This window comes from Streptomyces sp. NPDC054841, assembly GCF_053611045.1.
The window spans coordinates 24,613-43,199 of sequence record NZ_JBSGZO010000025.1 but is presented as its reverse complement, the minus strand read 5'-3'; the positions used below and the strand labels follow the sequence as shown (position 1 = coordinate 43,199).

The 18,587-nt window shown below is 67.4% G+C and carries 17 protein-coding genes; 9 read left to right on the top strand and 8 right to left on the bottom strand.

The features are described from left to right. Positions 1–22 precede the first annotated feature (22 nt). From ACWGI8_RS06130 to eccD, 3 genes are all read right to left on the bottom strand, one after another. Positions 23–2,251, bottom strand: coding sequence for a polyribonucleotide nucleotidyltransferase (locus ACWGI8_RS06130; RefSeq protein ID WP_453658917.1), 2,229 nt, complete (start codon positions 2,249–2,251; stop codon positions 23–25). A gap of 360 nt (positions 2,252–2,611) precedes the next feature. Further along, a complete protein-coding gene (gene rpsO, locus ACWGI8_RS06125; protein WP_006346214.1) occupies positions 2,612–2,902 on the bottom strand; it encodes a 30S ribosomal protein S15 in 291 nt (96 codons plus the stop codon). A 277-nt stretch (positions 2,903–3,179) separates the two neighbouring features. Then, a complete protein-coding gene (gene eccD / locus ACWGI8_RS06120; protein WP_453658916.1) occupies positions 3,180–4,649 on the bottom strand; it encodes a type VII secretion integral membrane protein EccD in 1,470 nt (489 codons plus the stop codon). Positions 4,650–4,830: 181 nt separating this feature from the next. Here eccD and eccCa point away from each other — a divergent pair, with 181 nt between their 5' ends. From eccCa to ACWGI8_RS06080, 8 genes are all read left to right on the top strand, one after another. After that, on the top strand, positions 4,831–8,796 hold the full coding sequence (eccCa, locus tag ACWGI8_RS06115) for a type VII secretion protein EccCa (protein ID WP_453658915.1): 3,966 nt from the start codon (positions 4,831–4,833) through the stop codon (positions 8,794–8,796). Positions 8,797–8,951: 155 nt separating this feature from the next. Then, positions 8,952–9,401 (top strand): hypothetical protein, encoded by a 450-nt coding sequence (locus ACWGI8_RS06110; protein WP_453658914.1) that lies wholly within the window; start codon positions 8,952–8,954, stop codon positions 9,399–9,401. 61 nt (positions 9,402–9,462) lie between these two features. Next, positions 9,463–11,547, top strand: coding sequence for a hypothetical protein (locus tag ACWGI8_RS06105; RefSeq protein ID WP_453658913.1), 2,085 nt, complete (start codon positions 9,463–9,465; stop codon positions 11,545–11,547). A 5-nt stretch (positions 11,548–11,552) separates the two neighbouring features. Beyond that, positions 11,553–12,089 (top strand): hypothetical protein, encoded by a 537-nt coding sequence (locus ACWGI8_RS06100; protein ID WP_453658912.1) that lies wholly within the window; start codon positions 11,553–11,555, stop codon positions 12,087–12,089. Between the two features lie 130 nt (positions 12,090–12,219). Continuing rightward, a complete protein-coding gene (locus ACWGI8_RS06095) occupies positions 12,220–12,348 on the top strand; it encodes a hypothetical protein (RefSeq protein WP_453658911.1) in 129 nt (42 codons plus the stop codon). Next, positions 12,345–13,019: a hypothetical protein gene (locus tag ACWGI8_RS06090; protein ID WP_453658910.1), complete on the top strand. Its 675-nt coding sequence runs from the start codon at positions 12,345–12,347 to the stop codon at positions 13,017–13,019. Before ACWGI8_RS06095 ends, ACWGI8_RS06090 begins: the two co-directional genes overlap by 4 nt. Continuing rightward, the gene (locus tag ACWGI8_RS06085) at positions 13,016–13,564 is read left to right on the top strand and encodes a hypothetical protein (protein WP_453658909.1); all 549 of its coding nucleotides are present in this window, start codon (positions 13,016–13,018) and stop codon (positions 13,562–13,564) included. The genes ACWGI8_RS06090 and ACWGI8_RS06085 overlap by 4 nt, the downstream gene beginning before the upstream one ends. Before the next feature lie 67 nt (positions 13,565–13,631). Then, on the top strand, positions 13,632–13,865 hold the full coding sequence (locus ACWGI8_RS06080; RefSeq protein WP_453658908.1) for a DUF397 domain-containing protein: 234 nt from the start codon (positions 13,632–13,634) through the stop codon (positions 13,863–13,865). 501 nt (positions 13,866–14,366) lie between these two features. On the opposite strand, the gene ACWGI8_RS06075 is transcribed toward ACWGI8_RS06080, so the two are convergent. After that, positions 14,367–14,495, bottom strand: coding sequence for a hypothetical protein (locus ACWGI8_RS06075; protein WP_453658907.1), 129 nt, complete (start codon positions 14,493–14,495; stop codon positions 14,367–14,369). Between the two features lie 365 nt (positions 14,496–14,860). Between ACWGI8_RS06075 and ACWGI8_RS06070 the strand changes: the two genes are divergently transcribed. Beyond that, positions 14,861–15,136 (top strand): GntR family transcriptional regulator, encoded by a 276-nt coding sequence (locus ACWGI8_RS06070; RefSeq protein WP_453658906.1) that lies wholly within the window; start codon positions 14,861–14,863, stop codon positions 15,134–15,136. A gap of 120 nt (positions 15,137–15,256) precedes the next feature. On the opposite strand, the gene ACWGI8_RS06065 is transcribed toward ACWGI8_RS06070, so the two are convergent. From ACWGI8_RS06065 to ACWGI8_RS06050, 4 genes are all read right to left on the bottom strand, one after another. Further along, positions 15,257–15,568: a WXG100 family type VII secretion target gene (locus tag ACWGI8_RS06065; RefSeq protein WP_453658905.1), complete on the bottom strand. Its 312-nt coding sequence runs from the start codon at positions 15,566–15,568 to the stop codon at positions 15,257–15,259. 17 nt (positions 15,569–15,585) lie between these two features. Then, entirely contained in the window at positions 15,586–15,918 is a 333-nt protein-coding gene (locus tag ACWGI8_RS06060) for a hypothetical protein (protein WP_453658904.1), read from the bottom strand. Between the two features lie 72 nt (positions 15,919–15,990). After that, entirely contained in the window at positions 15,991–17,211 is a 1,221-nt protein-coding gene (locus tag ACWGI8_RS06055; RefSeq protein ID WP_453658903.1) for a S8 family serine peptidase, read from the bottom strand. Positions 17,212–17,224: 13 nt separating this feature from the next. Continuing rightward, a complete protein-coding gene (locus ACWGI8_RS06050; protein WP_453658902.1) occupies positions 17,225–18,577 on the bottom strand; it encodes a hypothetical protein in 1,353 nt (450 codons plus the stop codon). Between the last annotated feature and the right edge of the window lie 10 nt (positions 18,578–18,587).

Here is an 18,587-nt window from a genome sequence, read left to right as displayed (position 1 = left end):
GTCGTCCTGGAACTACGGGACGTCACTTGTCGGTGTCGTCCTTCTTCTCGGCGTCGTCGCCGGCAGCGTCCTCGTCCGCGATCACGGGGATGAGGGAGAGCTTGCCGCGCTGGTCGATCTCGGCGATCTCGACCTGCACCTTGGAGCCGACCGCGAGCACGTCCTCGACGTTCTCCACGCGCTTGCCACCGGCGAGCTTGCGGATCTGCGAGATGTGCAGCAGGCCGTCCTTGCCGGGCATCAGGGAGACGAAGGCACCGAAGGTTGTGGTCTTCACGACCGTACCCAGGTAGCGCTCGCCGACCTCCGGCATGGTCGGGTTGGCGATCGAGTTGATCGTGGCGCGGGCGGCCTCGGCGGCCGGGCCCTCGGAGGCACCGATGTAGATGGTGCCGTCGTCCTCGATCGTGATCTCGGCGCCGGTGTCCTCCTGGATCTGGTTGATCATCTTGCCCTTGGGGCCGATGACCTCACCGATCTTGTCCACGGGGATCTTGACGGTGATGATCCGCGGGGCGTTCGGGGACATCTCGTCCGGGGTGTCGATCGCTTCCATCATCACGTCGAGGATGTGGAGGCGGGCGTCGCGGGCCTGCTTGAGGGCCGCGGCCAGGACGGAGGCCGGGATGCCGTCCAGCTTGGTGTCGAGCTGGAGGGCGGTGACGAACTCCTTGGTACCGGCGACCTTGAAGTCCATGTCGCCGAAGGCGTCCTCCGCACCGAGGATGTCGGTGAGGGCGACGTAGTGCGTCTGGCCGTCGATCTCCTGGGAGATCAGACCCATGGCGATACCGGCGACGGGGGCCTTCAGCGGCACACCGGCGTTCAGCAGCGACATGGTGGAGGCGCAGACCGAGCCCATGGACGTCGAGCCGTTGGAGCCGAGGGCCTCGGACACCTGACGGATCGCGTACGGGAACTCCTCGCGCGTCGGCAGCACCGGCACGATGGCGCGCTCGGCGAGGGCGCCGTGGCCGATCTCGCGGCGCTTCGGCGAACCGACGCGACCGGTCTCACCGACGGAGTACGGCGGGAAGTTGTAGTTGTGCATGTAGCGCTTGCGGGTCACCGGGGAAAGGGTGTCCAGCTGCTGCTCCATACGGAGCATGTTGAGGGTGGTGACGCCCAGGATCTGGGTCTCGCCACGCTCGAACAGGGCCGAGCCGTGCACGCGCGGGATGGCCTCGACCTCGGCGGCGAGCGTACGGATGTCCGTGACGCCACGGCCGTCGATGCGCTTCTTCTCCTTGATGACGCGCTCACGGACCAGGGACTTGGTCAGCGAGCGGTACGCGGCGGAGATCTCCTTCTCGCGACCCTCGAACTGCGGGAGCAGCTTCTCGGCGGCCAGACCCTTGACGCGGTCCAGCTCGGCCTCGCGGTCCTGCTTGCCCGCGATGGTCAGCGCCTGCGAGAGCTCGCCCTTGACCGCGGCGGTGAGCGCCTCCAGGACGTCGTCCTGGTACTCGAGGAAGACCGGGAACTCGCCGGTCGGCTTGGCAGCCTTCGCGGCGAGGTCGGCCTGGGCCTTGCAGAGGACCTTGATGAAGGGCTTCGCGGCCTCGAGACCGGCGGCGACGACCTCCTCGGTCGGAGCCTCGGCGCCGCCCTTGACCAGCTCGATGGTCTTCTCGGTGGCCTCGGCCTCGACCATCATGATCGCGACGTCGCCGTCCTCCAGGACGCGGCCCGCGACCACCATGTCGAAGACGGCGTCCTCGAGCTCGGTGTGGGTCGGGAAGGCCACCCACTGGCCGTTGATCAGCGCGACACGGGTGCCGCCGATCGGGCCGGAGAAGGGCAGGCCGGCCAGCTGCGTGGAGCAGGAGGCGGCGTTGATCGCGACCACGTCGTACAGGTGGTCGGGGTTGAGCGCCATGATCGTCTCGACGATCTGGATCTCGTTGCGCAGGCCCTTCTTGAAGGACGGGCGCAGCGGGCGGTCGATCAGGCGACAGGTGAGGACCGCGTCCTCGGACGGGCGGCCCTCACGGCGGAAGAAGGAACCGGGGATCTTGCCCGCGGCGTACATCCGCTCCTCGACGTCGACCGTCAGAGGGAAGAAGTCCAGCTGGTCCTTGGGGTTCTTGGACGCGGTGGTGGCCGACAGCACCATGGTGTCGTCGTCCAGGTACGCCACGGCGGAACCGGCGGCCTGCTTGGCCAGGCGGCCCGTCTCGAAGCGGATGGTACGGGTGCCGAAGGAGCCGTTGTCGATGACGGCCTCGGCGTAGTGGGTCTCGTTCTCCACTAGCGATATCTCCTCGTCTGCGTCTCCCGGCCCGTGTGGCGGGGAGACGGTGGCGGAGAAGCGCGCCTTGTGTGCGGGCCGGTCTTCGATCGAAGCACCCGGGTGATGGGTTCCGGGGGCCACTACCGAGGACCGGCGGCGGAGGGGCGCTCCTCCTCGTTCGGTATTGCGTTTTCGGGTACTGCGTACTTCAGGGGTACCGCGGTGTACTTCAGGGGTACCGCGGTACTACGGGTACTGCGTACTTCAGATACTGCGACATTGCGTTGTGCGACCAGATTACTGAGGTTTGCCGCAAGACCGCATGTACAGCAAAGGGAGCGGCCCCCTAAGAGTGGGAACCGCTCCCTTCACGGCGTCTTACTTGGCACCGCCGGCCGCACCGCGGCGGATGCCGAGGCGGTCGACCAGCGTACGGAAGCGCTGGATGTCCTTCTTGGCCAGGTACTGCAGCAGACGGCGGCGCTGGCCGACCAGGATCAGCAGACCACGGCGGGAGTGGTGGTCGTGCTTGTGGGTCTTGAGGTGCTCGGTCAGGTCCGAGATGCGGCGGGAGAGCATCGCAACCTGGACCTCGGGGGAGCCGGTGTCGCCCTCCTTGGTGCCGAACTCGGCCATGATCTGCTTCTTCGTAGCGGCGTCGAGAGACACTCGGTACTCCTCTGGTGATTCGATGCGCCCACGAGTGCCCCTGGTCTTGGTCTCAGGGGAGCTTCCGTGACTCGGAGGCGAAGGCGCGATGGGCGCTGCACTCCAGAATTTCGACGTTCCGGGGTACGCGTACACAAACGGCCGTCACACAGCGTACCAGTCCCGCCGCCCGGCCCAGGACCGGCCCCGGTCCTGGGCTGCTCCTGGGCCAGTCCTGAGCTGGTCCTTAGCTGGTCCTGAGCCGGTCCGCCCCGCGCTCGCCCCGGCCGGACAGGCTCTAGCTGGTCAGGGACCGGGCCCGGTCGAAGACGTCCAGCACGGCCAGGCAGAGCGGGACCAACGAGAGCAGCACGAGCCCCTCGGTGAGGTCGAGCAGCCGTCCCCAGAAGGGCGAGAGGCCCTTCCTCGGGATGATCAGGCCGATCGCGGTGATCAGGGCCGCTCCGGAGGCGACGGCGGCGGTCAGCCAGATCGTACGGATGTCCAGGCCGCCCCGGTCCCCGTACACCAGCAGGTCCCTGACCAGGTCGGACGGCGGCTTCAGGGAGAGGCCGAGGACCAGCAGGGCGATCGAGGCGAGGCCGGCGACCAGGACGCAGGCGACCTGCGAGGTGTACCGGAAGAGCCGGGCGCGCAGCAGCATCGCGAGGCCTGCGGCGAGCGTGAGGATCTGGCCCCAGACGTTGCCTGCGAAACCCAGGACGGCGGCGGAGCCGACGACAACCGCGGCGCAGCCGCCGACCAGGCCGAGCAGCATCTCGTGGCCCCGGCGGGCCTGGGCGGCGATGCGCTCGGCGTCGACGGGCTGGGCCTGGGGGGTCACGTTGGGGTCCGTGTGGAAGTCGTCGTCGGTGGCGCTGTGCGGGGAGGCGTAGCCGATGGGGAGCCGGGCGAAGCGCGCCGAGAGGCCGGGCAGGAAGGCGACCAGGCCGATGGCCGTGGGGGCGCAGACCGCGGCGGTCATCGTGGCGGAAGCCTCGGTGAGGATCATGACGAAGGTCGCGAGGGTGCCGACGGTGGCCACGAAGGTGGCGGCGACGAACGGGGCGTCCCCGCTCGGGGTGAGCGCGACCAGGGCGACCGAGGCGACCAGCACGGTCACACAGCCGAGCAGGAACTGGAGCCGGCCGGGCCCGTGACCGGGCTCCTGGCCGATGATCCCGGAGCCGGCGATCAGCAGCAGCGGAAGGGCGCCGAGGCCGAGGGTGACCGCGGTGGCCCGGTCGCTGTACACCCGGGCCCGTACGCCGGCGAACGCGGTCAGCAGGAGACCGGCCGCGCCCGCGACGATGCCGGGCAGGCCGTGCATGTCGTGCCGGACGGGGTCGGCGAACCAGAGCACGAAACCCACGAGGACGAGCAGCAGCACCCCGCCGACGAGTCCGGCGCCGCGCAGCAGGTCGTGGCTCCACAGATGACGGTCGCGGGTGACGGCGGAGGCGACCGCGTCGGAGACGTCGTCGAAGACCGCGGGCGGCAGCGACTGGGCGAACGGCCGCAGACTGAGCACCTCGCCGTCGAGCACCTGCTGGGCGGCGAGCGACCTGGCGCCGTCGAGGACGGTGCCGTCACGGCGGACCAGGTGGTAGCCGGTGGGGGTGCCGGCGGACTGCGTCTGGCCGGTGAGCCGGAGGATCTCCGGGTAGACGTCGGCGACGGCGATGTCCTCGGGGAGGGCGACGTCGATACGGCTGTCCGGTGCCACGACAGTGACGCGGCAGAAGCCGGTCGCTGCGGTCGTACTCACGTGTGGGACCCCCTGATTCGCGGTTGCGCACGATGCGCGGCAACCCTACCGGGACATGGTTCTGCCGCCTGCAAGTAGGATCATCGCCGCGCGGGAAGGCCCGCGAAGCAGAGGCAGTCAGCGGGGGCGCCGGTGCGGAATCCGACCTCCGACTCATCCGTATCAAGGGATTGATGTTCCGGTGAGCCAGATCGTCGTCAAACGCCCGCCGCGCTCCCTTCCCCCGGAAGTGCCCACCGAGGAACTGACCCTCGAGTCCCCGCCCGAACTGCCTCGAGGCCAGCAGGAGTCCATGCTGATGCAGCTCCTGCCGATGCTCGGCATGGGTTCTTCGGTGGTCTTCTTCTTCATGCCGAACGCCCATCCGTTCATGCGGATCATGGGCATTCTGATGCTCGTGTCGACGGTCGCCATGGCCATCGCACAGCTCGTCCGGTTCCGGAAGGGTACGCAGGGGCAAATTGCCGATGTCCGGCGCGACTACCTCAAATACCTTGCGCAGACCCGGCGTACGGTCCGCAGGACGGCGCGCAGGCAGCGCGACGCGCAGCTGTATCTGCACCCCTCGCCCGAGCAGCTGTGGTCGGTGGTCGCCGAGGGTTCGCGGGTCTGGGAACGGCGGGTCGGCGACAAGGACTTCGGTCAGGTACGGGTGGGGCTCGGCGCGCAGCAGCTGGCGACGCCGCTGATCGCTCCGGACACGGCTCCGGTGGATGAGCTGGAGCCGCTGTGCGCGGGCGCGATGCAGCAGTTCCTGGCGGTGCACGGCTCGTTGGACGGGCTGCCGATGGCCGTGTCGATGCGGGCGTTCTACCACGTGACGGTGTCCGGGGAGCCGGAGTCGGCGCATGCGGCGGCCCGGGCGCTGGTGTCGCAGCTGGTGACGCTGCACTCCCCCGAGGACCTGATGGTCGCGGTGGTGGCCGCGCCGGGTGCGGTGGCGCGCTGGGACTGGACGAAGTGGCTGCCCCACACGCAGGTGCCGGGACAGATCGACGGGGCCGGTACGAAGCGGCTGTTCGGCGACGACCTGGGCGAGCTGGAGGAGCTGCTGCGCAGCAGGCTGGACGGGCGGCCGCGGTTCGGCCGGGACAGCCAGCCGGTGCTGGACCAGCCGCACATCGTGGTGGTGCTGGACAGTGATTCCCTTCGGGGTCTGGTGCCGCCGGACTCGCTGTTCGCGGCGGCCGAGGGACTGCAGGGCGTCACCATCGTCGAGGTGGTGCAGGGCGAGCTGGACGAGCCGCGTGGCGGCCTTTCGGTGGTCGTACGGCCCGGCCGGTTGCGGCTGGAGTCCGGTGCCGGCGTGGCGTACGAGGGTCTGCCGGACGGCATCTCGCTGCCGGCCGCCGAGGCGCTGGCGCGGCAGCTGGCGCCGCTGCGCATGGGCGGGGGCGACGACGACGAGCCGCTGCTCGCCAACCTGGACTTCACGGATCTGCTGAATCTGGGCGACGCGGCCTCGGTGGACGTGGCGCGCACCTGGCGGCCGCGGTCGACCGCGGAGCGGCTGCGGGTGCCGATCGGTGTCGGCGAGGACGGCCAGCCGGTGATGCTGGACCTCAAGGAGGCCGCGCAGGAGGGCATGGGCCCGCACGGTCTGTGTGTGGGTGCGACGGGTTCCGGCAAGTCGGAGCTGCTGCGCACGCTGGTGCTCGGTCTCGCGGTGACGCACTCGTCCGAGACGCTGAACTTCGTCCTCGCGGACTTCAAGGGCGGCGCGACCTTCGCCGGCATGTCGCAGATGCCGCATGTGGCCGCCGTCATCACCAACCTGTCCGACGATCTGACGCTGGTCGACCGCATGGGCGACGCGATCCGCGGTGAGCTGCAGCGCCGCCAGGAGCTGCTGCGCTCCGCGGGCAACTACGCCAACATCCACGACTACGAGAAGGCACGCGCGGCCGGTGCCCCGCTGGAGCCGCTGGCCTCACTGGTCCTCGTCATCGACGAGTTCTCCGAACTCCTCACCGCCAAGCCCGACTTCATCGACATGTTCATCCAGATCGGCCGCATCGGCCGGTCGCTCGGTGTGCATCTGCTGCTCGCCTCGCAGCGTCTGGAGGAGGGCAAGCTGCGCGGCCTGGACACGTACCTGTCGTACCGGATCGGTCTGCGGACGTTCTCGGCGGCGGAATCGCGTACGGCGATCGGCGTGCCGGACGCGTACCACCTGCCGTCGGTACCCGGTTCGGGCTATCTGAAGTTCGGCACGGACGAGATGACCCGCTTCAAGGCGGCGTACGTGTCGGGTACGTACCGTACGGACCGGCCGCGGCTGTCGGCGGACCAGCTGCCGATCGAGCGGCGGCCGGCTGTCTTCACGGCGGCGCCGGTGCCGGTCGTGTACGCGGCGCCCGACCCGGCATATCTCGCCGCGTCCCGCGACAGCGAGGACGACGCGCTCGCGGACACCGTGCTCGACGTGATCGTGCGCAGGCTGGAGGGGCAGGGCGTGCCGGCCCACCAGGTGTGGCTGCCGCCGCTGGACCAGGCTCCGTCGCTGGACCAGTTGCTGCCGGGGCTCGCGCAGACCGCGGACCGCGGGCTGACGGCGACCGAGTACACGCGCCCCGGCGGGCTGGTCGTGCCGCTGGGTCTGATCGACAAGCCGTTCGAGCAGCGGCGCGAGGTGCTGTACCGGGACTTCTCCGGTGCCGCCGGCCACATGATGGTCGTCGGTGGTCCGCAGTCCGGCAAGTCGACGCTGATGCGGACGATGATCTCGTCGTTCTCCCTGACCCACACGCCGCACGAAGTGCAGTTCTACGCACTGGACTTCGGCGGTGGCGGCCTGGCCTCGCTCGCGGACCTGCCGCATGTCGGTGGAGTCGCGTCCCGGCTGGACCCGGAGCGGGTGCGGCGTACGGTCGCCGAGGTCGCGGGCGTACTGAACCGGCGCGAGGAGTTCTTCCGCGCGCACTCGATCGACTCCATGGCCACCTACCGGCGCAAGCGAGCCGCGGGCGAGCTGCCGAGCGAGGCCTGGGGCGATGTGTTCCTGGTCATCGACGGCTGGGGCGGCTTCAAGAACGACTACGAGGGCCTGGAGCCGGTCGTCGCGGATCTCGCGGCGCGCGGCCTCGGCTACGGCATCCATGTCGTCATCACGGCCGCGCGCTACATGGAGGTGCGCGCGGCGCTGAAGGACCAGATGCTGGGCCGTCTGGAACTGCGCCTCGGTGACGTCATGGACTCCGAGTTCGACCGCAAGGTCGCGGCGAACGTGCCGACGGGTGTGCCAGGACGTGGCCAGGTACCGGAGAAGCTGCACTTCATGGGGGCGTTGCCGCGGATCGACGGATCGAGCAGCTCGGGTGATCTCGCAGAGGGCACGCAGGCGTTCGTGCAGGCGGTGAAGGCCGGCTGGACGGGTCCCGCGGCGCCGGGCGTCCGCCTGCTGCCGCGCATGCTCCGCGCGGATCAGCTGCCGAAGGGCTTCGAATTCCCGCAGCACGGAATCGCGATCGGTATCGACGAGACCAACCTGGAGCCGGTGTTCGTCGACTTCGAGACGGACCCGTTCTTCCTGATCTTCGGTGAGAGCGAGTCCGGCAAGACGAATCTGCTGCGTCTCATGGCCAAGCAGATCGCCGAGCGGTACTCCCCGGACGAGGCGAAGATCGTCGTCGGCGACTACCGGCGGACGCTGCTCGGATCACTGCCGGAAAGCCATCTGCTCGAGTACGCGCCCATGGCCGGCTCGATGCAGACGCACATGGAGGCGCTGGCCGGCGTGTTCTCGCGCAGGCAGCCCCCGGACAACGTCACCCCCCAGCAGCTGCGCGACCGCAGCTGGTGGACGGGGCCGCGGGTCTTCATCATCGTCGACGACTACGACCTGGTCTCGACGAGCGCCGGCAACCCACTCGGCCCGCTGGCCGAGTATCTGCCTTTCGCCCGGGACACCGGCGTCCGCTTCATCATCGCGCGCAACTCGGCGGGGGCTTCGCGCTCCATGTACGAGGCGTTCATGCAGCGCATCAAGGAGCTGGGTGCGCAGGGTGTGGTGCTGTCGGGCGACCCGTCCGAGGGCGATCTGATCGGGAACGTACGTCCGCACGCGATGCCGCCGGGGCGTGGGTACTTCGCCTCGCGCAGGCGGGGGGCGTCGCTGGTGCAGATCGGGCGGTTGCCGGAGGCGTGAGGAGCGCGGTGAGGGACGTGGTGAGGGTCGTGGTGAGGGACTCGACGAGTGCCGCGCGGTGAGGGACGTGGTGAGGGACTCGACGAGTGCCGTGTTGAGGGTGCAGGAAGCCGCCGGGTTCCGGCCCGGTGGGTACACCGGAACGGGGAGGAAGCATGAGCTTCGAGCAGGAGTGGACATCGGCGCGGGCGGAGTCTGCGGCCCGGCAGGCAGAGCACGCGACGAGTATGCAGCTGAACGGGACGGGCAGCGGTCCTGCGGGGCTGCCGGGCGGCAAGCAGGACCTGGCGTCGACGCCGGCGGAGAAGTACGCCGCGGCGAACACGATCGAGACCGAGCTCAAGCCGGGGACGGGGACCGCCACAGCATGGGCGGACGAGGAGTCCAACAACGCCATCAAGGCTTTTGACGGCTGGGATACGGCGGCGGGACTGAAGAAGGTCCAGAAGACGTGGGACCAGCAGGTCAAGGTCCTCATGGGGCGACTCGAATCGGAGATGAACAACCTGCGCGTGGCCTCCGGCTACTTCGCGAGGACCGATATCGGTATCCATTCACAGTTCACGCCGCTGGCGAAGCCGAGGTCGGGGCTCGACGGGGTGTGATCCTTGCTCATGGCGATGGAGGACCTGGACATGCCACCGAACGACTCTGACGGGGGAACGGATGCTGACGTACTACGAGGTCATGAACACGAACTTCGGCCAGCTCACCACGACGGCTGGTAAATGGGACGCCATGGCGGGTGAGATCAAGAAGATGGAGGACCTCTACAGGGACTCCGTCCAGAAGATCACGACGGGTCCCAACTGGTCCGGCGTCAGCGCGGACGCGGCCCACACGAACTTCGCCGGAACGCGATACGAGTACTCCGCGGCCCAGATCCAGGCGAAGGCCATCGCCTCGCTCCTGCGTGATGCCCGGGATCAGTTCATTGACCTCAAGAAGAGGCTCGAGTCGGCGCGTGCGGAAGCCGTGAAGGCCGGAATGTCGGTCTCCGAACAGGGCCATGTCAGCTTCGACACGCAACGGCTCACCAAGGGCGAGTACCAGGCCTACGTCCACGATCGCGAGTACCAAGACAGTTGCCACAAGGCAGTCGCGTCATGGCAGAAGCGCATCGACGACTGCGTCCGCGCGGTGGACGACGCCGACCAGGGCGTCAAGCTCGCCCTCGAGGCCGCCGTGACCGACGGCTACGGCGACAAGAACGACGCGACGCTCGGCGTTGGCTTCAACGGCCGGGCCCAGGGCGACATCGAGGTGTACGAGGCTCAGAACGCCGAGGACATCGCGACCCGGATCACCAGCGGCAAGGACGTCTCCGCGGCGGAGATGGCGGAGCTCAAGCGCGCGTTCCGGGACAACTCCGGCACTGCCGCGTTCAGTCAGACACTTCTCAACGGGCTCGGGGCCAAGGGAACGATCGAGTTCACCAACAAGCTGAACGACCTGATCCACGTCAAGGACGTGAAGAACAAGGGCGACTACGCGGCGTTGGAGAAGGGGCTGGCGAGTTCGCTGGCTTCCGCCACGCAGAACCCGAAGTCGGACTTCTACCAGAAGTTCCGCTCCGACCTGCAGAAGGCCGGTATGGAGCGGTACAGCACGTCGTTCACGGACCTGCGACTGGAGAAGGCACGGGGATACCAGTCGCTGGTCACGCTGATGCAGCAGGGTGACGGGTATTCGAAGCAGTTCCTGCACGATATCGGCGACGACATCATCAAGGCCGAGAAGGACGGCACGGACGTCTGGGTCATGAAGGGCGACTACAGCGGCAAGGAGGACGGCTGGTTCGCCAATGACCCGATGGACGGCCTGCTCGGTGTCATGAGCCATGACCCCGCGGCGGCGGCGTCGTTCCTCAAGGACGACGACCGTATGGCACACCTCATGAAGCGCGACTGGGAGGTGGTGCTGGAGGCCAAGGAGGTCGGCAACGCCACGCACTACTCGCCGGCGCTCGACGGGGACGAGCGGGCGGGGTTCGGGGCGGCGCTGGTGGCGGGGGCGACGGGGATGGACCCGTCTCAGGAGTATGCAAAGCCCCCCAAGCACTCCGCAGACAACGTGGCGGTCCTCAAGAACTCGATCGAGTACATGGCCGGGGCCGAAGACGAGTTCCCCGAGTCTCTGCGCGACCCGATGGCGAAGATCCTCGTCAACCACGGCGACACCGTTCACCAGTCCGCAAGCAGCGTTGACATGGGGGCGTCACCGCTCGAGCAGAACGACCTGTTCGAGGTCATCAAGCAGGTCTCCAAGGACCAGGATTCCTACGCAGCACTCAATGTGGGGATCAATCACGCGATGGTGACCGATATTCATGCTGACGGCCAGAAGGACCCACAGGAGTCACTGATCCGGGCAGGGCGCACAGTGGGATTCCTGGAGCAGGCACGCACCGAAGCGGTCGGCGATCCCGAGGTAGCGGCCTGGGACGAGAAGTGGATGTTCGACCAGGCCATCGGATACCTGCCAGTAGGCGGTGACTTGGTGCAGGGCGGATTCGACTATGTGACGGAGAAGTGGCTGGAGGACGAGCAGAAGCGGATCGACGACGAGCATGCGGACAAGACCTACAAAGCTGCCGAGAAGCGCAACCACCAGCTGATGGCACTGGCTGAGCAGTGGGACAAGGTGCACGACGCCGAGAGCAAAGGCTCGTTCCAACTTAAAGAGGTCATCGAAGAGGCCTCTGGGCGGGGCCAGGACCGCGCCAAAGAGGTTGCCGGGGAGCCTACCTAGTGAACATGAACAGATATCTCGCACTCACGCTGACTTGTGCGTCGCTGGCGACCGTGGTCGCATGCGGCGGATCGTCCGACGACAAGATCCCGAATGTCATCTGCGGCACCAAGATCGACACCGAGCTTTCAGGACCACTGCTTGAGCCACTGGGCAAGTTCCACGAATACAACCGAGTCGACCGAAAAGAGGCGCAAACTGCGCCATGCATCATCCTGATCGACGATGAGCGCGCTCTTCAACTCCGGTTCGCATGGCATTCCGGGTCGCCGGGCGATCTCGTAGAGATTGCTACAGACAGCTCCGTCACACACCTCACCGAGCCAACACGTGTGGATCTGGGCTTCCAGGACTCCGTCGTCGGCAACGAAGGTGCAATGGCCACCACGCTTTGCAAGTCTCCGCGTGGAGACCACTTCACACTCGGTCTGACTGTCCCGCGAGCCCAAGCGACGAGCCCTGAGCTGCGTCCCGCGATCGAAAAGTTCATGCGTGCGTACATGACCGCCACCGTCAAGTCTCTCGGCTGCGCCGGAGGGTGATTTGCTCGGTACCGCGTATCCAGGAGCCCCTCGCCACGTACACGGCGGACACGCACGAGATGCTGGGAGGCCTGGACTCCAGGTACATGTCCGCAAGTCGAGCGACACCTACTCGTCCGGGAAGGATGGCATGAACCGTATGTTTGACGAATGGAACAAGCGCGAGAACCTGGGCACGGGTCCGTTCAATTCGGCGAGGGACGCCGCGGGCGAGGGTCACGACGCTGGAATCGGCGCTGCCAAGGGGTACCTGGTGTGACCATGCGAAGCACACGCCTCTGGCCACTTTTGGCCATCGCCGCCCTCCTCACAGTGACGTCCTGCACCAGCGAAGCGCCACAAGGAGGACGTCCGGACGACTACCTGTGCGACATCTCGGCGAAGTCGACCGAAGAGAAACTGCTGCGGCAAATCATGCGGGCGGACGACTTCACGACCGAAATCAACAATAGGGAGTACAGGTTCGCGGAGAAGATGAATGAAAATCTCCGACTTTTCCCCGATAGTTCGAGGATGTACGCGGTGATGGCCTGCCAGTACCTCCCCAACGGCCAGAAGGACATCGGCCGGACAAGGATCGAGTACAAGTGGGTCCCCCGGGTCGACGCGAGCGGGCCCTCGCAGGAGGATGAGACCTTCTCTTACGACTTCGGCAATGCCTTCGGGACCTCCTCTGATGTGACCTCGACGCTGGACGTCACCTGTGTCATGCCCGGGGATCTGCGCGAAAAGTCGGCGAAGGTTTCCCTGCACGCCGATGCGTCGTACACCGTCAATCTCGGCCCGGTGCACGATCACGGTACGCAGGACGAGCAGATCACCCTGCTCTATCTCATGACGCGAAGGGCGACGGAGTCCCTCGGCTGCGAGAACAAGCCGTTGGCGAAGGAACCCGTGGTGAAGCCCCTCACCGCAAGCACCCCGTCATGAGCCAAGCGAAGCACAGGGCGCTGGGCCTCATGTGTGCCGTTCTGCTCGCCTCGCTCATCGCGTGCAGCGGCTCGCCCTTCAACGAGGCAGATGAGGTCCCGGACACAATCTGCGGCACCAAGATCGACCCCGACCTCACCCAGCCACTGCTCGAGCCAGGCGAGATCTCCGAAGACAACAGGGTTGACTGGGACACCGGCTGGTATGCGCCCTGTGTCATCGCCGTGGACGGAAAGCCCGCCTTGTACTTCACCTTCTCGTGGCACACGGGCACGGCAGGGGATCTGTTGAAGTCAGCGGCCAAGAACGTCGCCGGAGGGCCGCTCGACGGTGCGACGCACGTTGATCTGGGCTTCTCGGACTCCGTGGTTGCCAACCACGGTGCGATAGCCACCACCCGGTGCAAGTCGGAGAAGGCGGACAACTTCACCCTCAGAATGTTCGTCTCGCGCGCCTCCTCCAACAAGCCCGATCTTCGGCCCACGATCGAGAAATTCATGCGCACCTACATGACGGAGACCGTCAAGACGCTGAAGTGCGGCTGACCTTCACGGAATAATCGGTATCGCCAAACGGCACTGCACTGCCGCACCACCGAGGGAAGGGCCACCCATGGGGACTCAGCAGGAGAAGGACGAGCTGTACGCGCTCGACATCAGCGGGGTGGAGTGGCAGGGCGCGCCCGGCACGAGCCCGGACGAGGAGCGCGTGGAGGTCGCGTACCTGCCGGGTGGAGCCGTCGCGATGCGGTCGTCACTGGAACCGGAGACCGTACTGCGCTACACCGAGGCGGAGTGGCGTGCGTTCGTCCTGGGCGCCAAGGACGGGGAGTTCGACCTGCAGTGAGTCGGCCCGGCTCGTGAAGGGGAGGGGTCCGTTCCTTGGAGCGGACCCCTCCCCCTGTCTACGGTCGGGCTACAGCCTCACGCGTCACCGCATCACGGGCGTCCGGCATGCATCACGCGCCTCCCTCACGATCGTCGCTTTCCGCCCGCTCGTGCCAGCCTGACGCCAGCAAGTCGAACGCACCCGGCGGCTTCGGGACCAACAGGGCACACGCCGGACAGGCGTAGACGTTGAACCCTGGCCCCGAACCGGCGTGTACCTCGGAGACCACGACCGGGGCGTCGGTCAGCCTTTCGCAGCGCACGCACATCCGCACCGCGCGGCGAGTGCGGGTGCCGGCTGCGGATAGTTCGGATCCGGATGTCACGCCCGGGCAGCAGGTGCACAGGAGCACTGACTCGCCGGACGGGTAGCGTTCGCCCGTCGGCCGCCACGGGCCGTGTCTGTCACCGCAACGGAAGCAATCGGGCTCGTTCGATCGTGGACGCTGAGCCTCCGCGCTCATCGAGCCGCCGCCCGGGTGCCGAAGATTGCCGGGGACGCCGGTGTGAGCCGCCACTGCCGCGCCCGCTCCTCGTCCGCGACGAGGTACGGGCGGACCAGAGCCGTGTCGCTTCCGTCCAGCCGCACGTCGAGCCCGTACGGAGAGCGGGGCGCCGGAAGCGTTACCGTGCGCGGACGCCGGGACGGGGTTGCGGAGGCGACGGGGTGGAGCGGGGTCCGCGACGGCGTCCCACGCCGAATCGGCCGGCAACGGTGTCGGCCACCGGGCCGTGGTGAGAACACCAGCCTCGCCCAAAGGCTGAGGGCATGGATAAGGTCCTGCATGTCGGTCTGCTCCATTCAGATCGGCCATGCCCCGGGACGGCTTGCCTCCGTCGCCGGGGTTCTTCTTGTGTCTGACAACCGTAGCGCGGCTACATCATGCTTGTACATGCTTAACCATGTTGATACCCGAACGCGCTCACTCATCCGTGTGCGTTTACGTTCCATGCATGGAGTTCGCTGCAGACCGCTACAGGTGGGTCCAGGTCGCCGAGGAGCTGCGGAAACGCATCACCGACGGCACATACCAGCCGCGCCAGCCGATGCCGTCCGAGAATCAACTCATGGGAGAGTTCGGCATCGCGCGCGGCACTGCCCGCAAGGTGATCGCGCACCTGCGGGACGAGGGCGTCGTCTACACCGTTCCGAGGCTGGGCACATTCGTGGCGGAGCGGCTGTCGCAAGAGCCGGAGGCGCCGGCCAAGGAGCCTGGTGCCACCGATTGACCTAGCTCGGTCTGACTCTGGGGCGCCGGGATCAGTTGTTCCGTCGACCCGAGCGCCAAACATGCCGAAGGGGCACGCTCTGTGAAGAGCGTGCCCCTTCCGCGTGGGTCCGGGCGATCGTCAGAAGGCCTCGGTGAACAGCCGCGATGCCTTGATGTCCGTGGAGCGGTAGCTGTCCTTGCCCTGCTCCACCAACTTCGCGACGACCTCCAGGCGGTCCCTCATGTCCTCCGCCTTGAACTTGTACTTCTTCTGGAGGTCCACGTATCCCTGATGGGCCTCACCGTCCCAGGTACCGGTGACGACCTTGAGGGCATTGTCCATCTCCTCAAGGTCCTTGATGATGTTCTGCGATACGACGCGGATACGGTTCGCGATCTCCTGAACGCTGTCGTACCGAACCTTGGTACCGCTCTGGTCAATTCCGGACATGTTCTGCTCCTTGAGATTCAGACGTTGTTCAGGCCGGACTTGGCTGCGGCGGCCTTGAACACGTCGTCCACTTCCTGGTCATTGGCGTTGCTGAGGTTCTTGGTCTCGGCAACGGCGTTGTAGAGAACCCGGAGCAGCCGTCGGATCTCGTCATGGTCCTCGTTGATCACGACCTGGGCGGTCTTGAAGCCGCCGGCGCCCGCACCGGTCCATCCGGCGCTGACCGTCTCGATGATGTTGGCCAGCTCGCGGGCCTGCTTGGTCACCGCCTCGCCGGTCTGAGCGATCTTGATCTTCGCCTTGGTTACCGGATCGTCGGCAAGTCCGAACCCACCTGCGGGGCTGGTCATATGGAGCTCCTCATTCTCGATATCCCTGACCCGGCCGGCAGTCTCCGGCCAGGTGGATCTCCGTGCGTTTGGCTACGCTCTCCTGTTGCGTACGCTCACCGCCACGGCGGCGCCGATGACGGCGACGACGGCGGCTGCACTCGCGGCGATGGCCCAGAGCGGAAAGCCGCCCTCGTCGGACCCGGCGGCCGCCTCAGGAGCCTTGGGCTCCTGGGCCTGGCCGTTGCCGCTTGCCCCCGTGCTCTCAGGAGAGGGGGAAGTCTCGGGTGTGGGTGACGCACTCGCCCGCGCGGCGAGCAGCGGGTTCACATCGGGGGGCCCGGGGTTGCCCTTGCCCTCCAGGAGGACCTGGGCGGGGCGGATGGAGCCGTAGCCGATGTACTTGCTGGGGACGGGGCCGTTGTGGCCTGCGGTCTCCATCATGACGCGCAGGACCTGGTTCGCGGTCCAGTTGGGGTGGGCTGACCAGATGAGGGCGGCGGAGGCGGAGGCGTAGGCGGTGGCATGGCTGGTGCCCCCGCTCTCGCAGTAACCGTTGCCGTCCGAGCAGCGCGTGGGCATCTTGTCGCCGGGGCCCACCAGGGCAACGTGGTCACCGTAGCCGGAGAACTTGGTGACCTTGCCGTCGGTGCCCACAGCTCCGACTGCAACGACGCCCGGCGTGGCGGCGGGGTACTCGACAGGGTTGCCCTTGTCGCCGTCGTTACCGGACCCGGCGAAGATCAACGAACCCTTCTGGACCGCATAGTCCACCGCCGACTGCAGCTCCGTCAGGTCCTGTCCCGGCGTGTGTCCCGCGAGGGAGATATTGATGACTCGGGCACCGTGATCAGCCGCGTAGCGGAGGCCTTTGGCAGTGGCCTCGCGGCCACCGAAGATGGTCACACCGTCGCTCGCGACCACCGGAAGGATCTTGACATCCGGAGCCACCCCGAAGACGCCGCCACCCGTCCCACTGCCGGCAATCGTGAGTGCCATCGAGGTGCCATGACCATCTTCATCGTGGCGCGCGTCGCCCTTGCCATGGAGGAAGTCCGGGCCCGGAAGAACTTTGCCGCGCAGCTCCGGGGTGGAAGCGTCGACGCCGCTGTCGATCACCGCCACAGTGATCCCCTTGCCGGTGGAGACCTTCCACAACTGATCGGCCTTCATCGCGTCCAGGTACCACTGCTTGGACCTCATGTCGTCCGCGTGGGCGGCAGGAGCAGCGGCTGTCGAGATGGCCATGGCTGCCATCAGGGCGCCAAGCAGGCCGGTCGTTCGGCGGCGGATCACGCGGGCGGCGTGAGACATCGGTGGGGACTCCTCAGTCAATGACAGGAGGGACGATCTTGCGCTGGCCCATGGCCCAGGTCTCCGCATCTTCTTCGAGGTAGTCGGGCCTGGGAGTGGTGGCTGTGCGGCGCTCCTCGTTTCCGGACGTGGTGGACGAGGCCGGCCGGACGAGCCCTGTGCCACCGGGCGTGAATGTGCCACGTGAACCGGCAGCAGACGTACGCGGCGAACCGACCGTTCCACCAGGCTGCGTCGCCAGCCTGCGACCCGGCTGTGTGCCGCCACCCGGTGCCCCGTGCATACCGGAACCGGCACCCGGCATCCCAGCAGCGCCTCGGCCGAGAGGACCGCGTTCCTCACCCACCACTGTGCCCATGGGGAGTCGTGGGCTGTTGGGGGAGCCACCTCCGCGCCCAGGGACCTGTTTGCCGCCGACGATGCCATCGCCGACCCCGGGCCTGGGTGGCATTCCCATCGGTCCCGTCGGAGGAAAGAGGCCGCGCCCATTGCCAGTTACGGGCCCCGGAGTGGGGATGCGTGATGGTCCTCCCGGCGGTCCCGCGACGATGGGCGGCGGGGGCATGGGGATGCCGGGGCCACCATTGACAGGTGTCGTAGGACCAACGGGCGGCGGCACAGGACGGGTCGCACCCTCTGGCGGCGGCGCCACCGCTACGGAGTCGAGACCCGTGCTCACATTCCCATCGGGCACGACAGGTCGGGTAAAGGGAGCCGACGGCTGTGCTGGGCCACGATCGCCCGAACTGTCCACAGAGGTACGTGCGCTTCCCTGCTGCCCCTCGTATGCCGTAACCGGTGCTGCCGCGTACGACGACGAGGGGGATGCGGACGCCCCAGCTCCGTAACGCCGCTCGTCCGTCTCGACGTCGACGTACCCCGGCACAGGCTTGAACTGCGGCTCCCGCTCCGCCCCCATCCGGTCCCGCGTCGCCTCGTAATACGACGACAGCCGCTCCAGCTGATGAATCGCTTCCTGAAGCTTCGGTCCCGTCTCCGCCTCGATCCGGGCCTTCTCCTTCTCCGGGTCCGCGAAGCACTGCCCCGCCGGCTTCGGCACCGCCGCCTTCGCCTCGTTGAGGGCCTGGCCCGCACGCTTCATCTCGTTGCTGACGACCTTGGTGTAGTCGCCCAGGACCAGGGTCTCCGAGACCATGCCAGCGCCCCACTTGCGGAACGCGTCGCCACCCGCGCCCTCCCACTCGACGCGGCTGATGTAGTGGCGCAGGTCGGCCGCGATGTCCAGAATCTTGGGCACCGCGGCGGCCAACGCCTCGCCCGCGCCGGTGAGTTCGCCCGGTTTGGCGGAGGCGATCATCGCGTACAGAGCGTCGAGGGACTGGCCCTCGAACTCGTTGCCTGCCATCTGCTCCTCG

Bases quoted from the DNA above. Each gene is read 5' to 3' on its own strand.
- ACWGI8_RS06110 (WP_453658914.1), top strand. From the start codon at position 8,952: ATGAGCTTCGAGCAGGAGTGGACATCGGCGCGGGCGGAGTCTGCGGCC.
- ACWGI8_RS06105 (WP_453658913.1), top strand. From the start codon at position 9,463: ATGCTGACGTACTACGAGGTCATGAACACGAACTTCGGCCAGCTCACC.
- ACWGI8_RS06100 (WP_453658912.1), top strand. From the start codon at position 11,553: ATGAACAGATATCTCGCACTCACGCTGACTTGTGCGTCGCTGGCGACC.
- ACWGI8_RS06095 (WP_453658911.1), top strand. From the start codon at position 12,220: ATGAACCGTATGTTTGACGAATGGAACAAGCGCGAGAACCTGGGCACG.
- ACWGI8_RS06085 (WP_453658909.1), top strand. From the start codon at position 13,016: ATGAGCCAAGCGAAGCACAGGGCGCTGGGCCTCATGTGTGCCGTTCTG.
- ACWGI8_RS06080 (WP_453658908.1), top strand. From the start codon at position 13,632: ATGGGGACTCAGCAGGAGAAGGACGAGCTGTACGCGCTCGACATCAGC.
- ACWGI8_RS06070 (WP_453658906.1), top strand. From the start codon at position 14,861: ATGGAGTTCGCTGCAGACCGCTACAGGTGGGTCCAGGTCGCCGAGGAG.
- ACWGI8_RS06065 (WP_453658905.1), bottom strand. From the start codon at position 15,568: ATGTCCGGAATTGACCAGAGCGGTACCAAGGTTCGGTACGACAGCGTT.
- ACWGI8_RS06060 (WP_453658904.1), bottom strand. From the start codon at position 15,918: ATGACCAGCCCCGCAGGTGGGTTCGGACTTGCCGACGATCCGGTAACC.
- ACWGI8_RS06055 (WP_453658903.1), bottom strand. From the start codon at position 17,211: ATGTCTCACGCCGCCCGCGTGATCCGCCGCCGAACGACCGGCCTGCTT.
- ACWGI8_RS06050 (WP_453658902.1), bottom strand. From the start codon at position 18,577: ATGGCAGGCAACGAGTTCGAGGGCCAGTCCCTCGACGCTCTGTACGCG.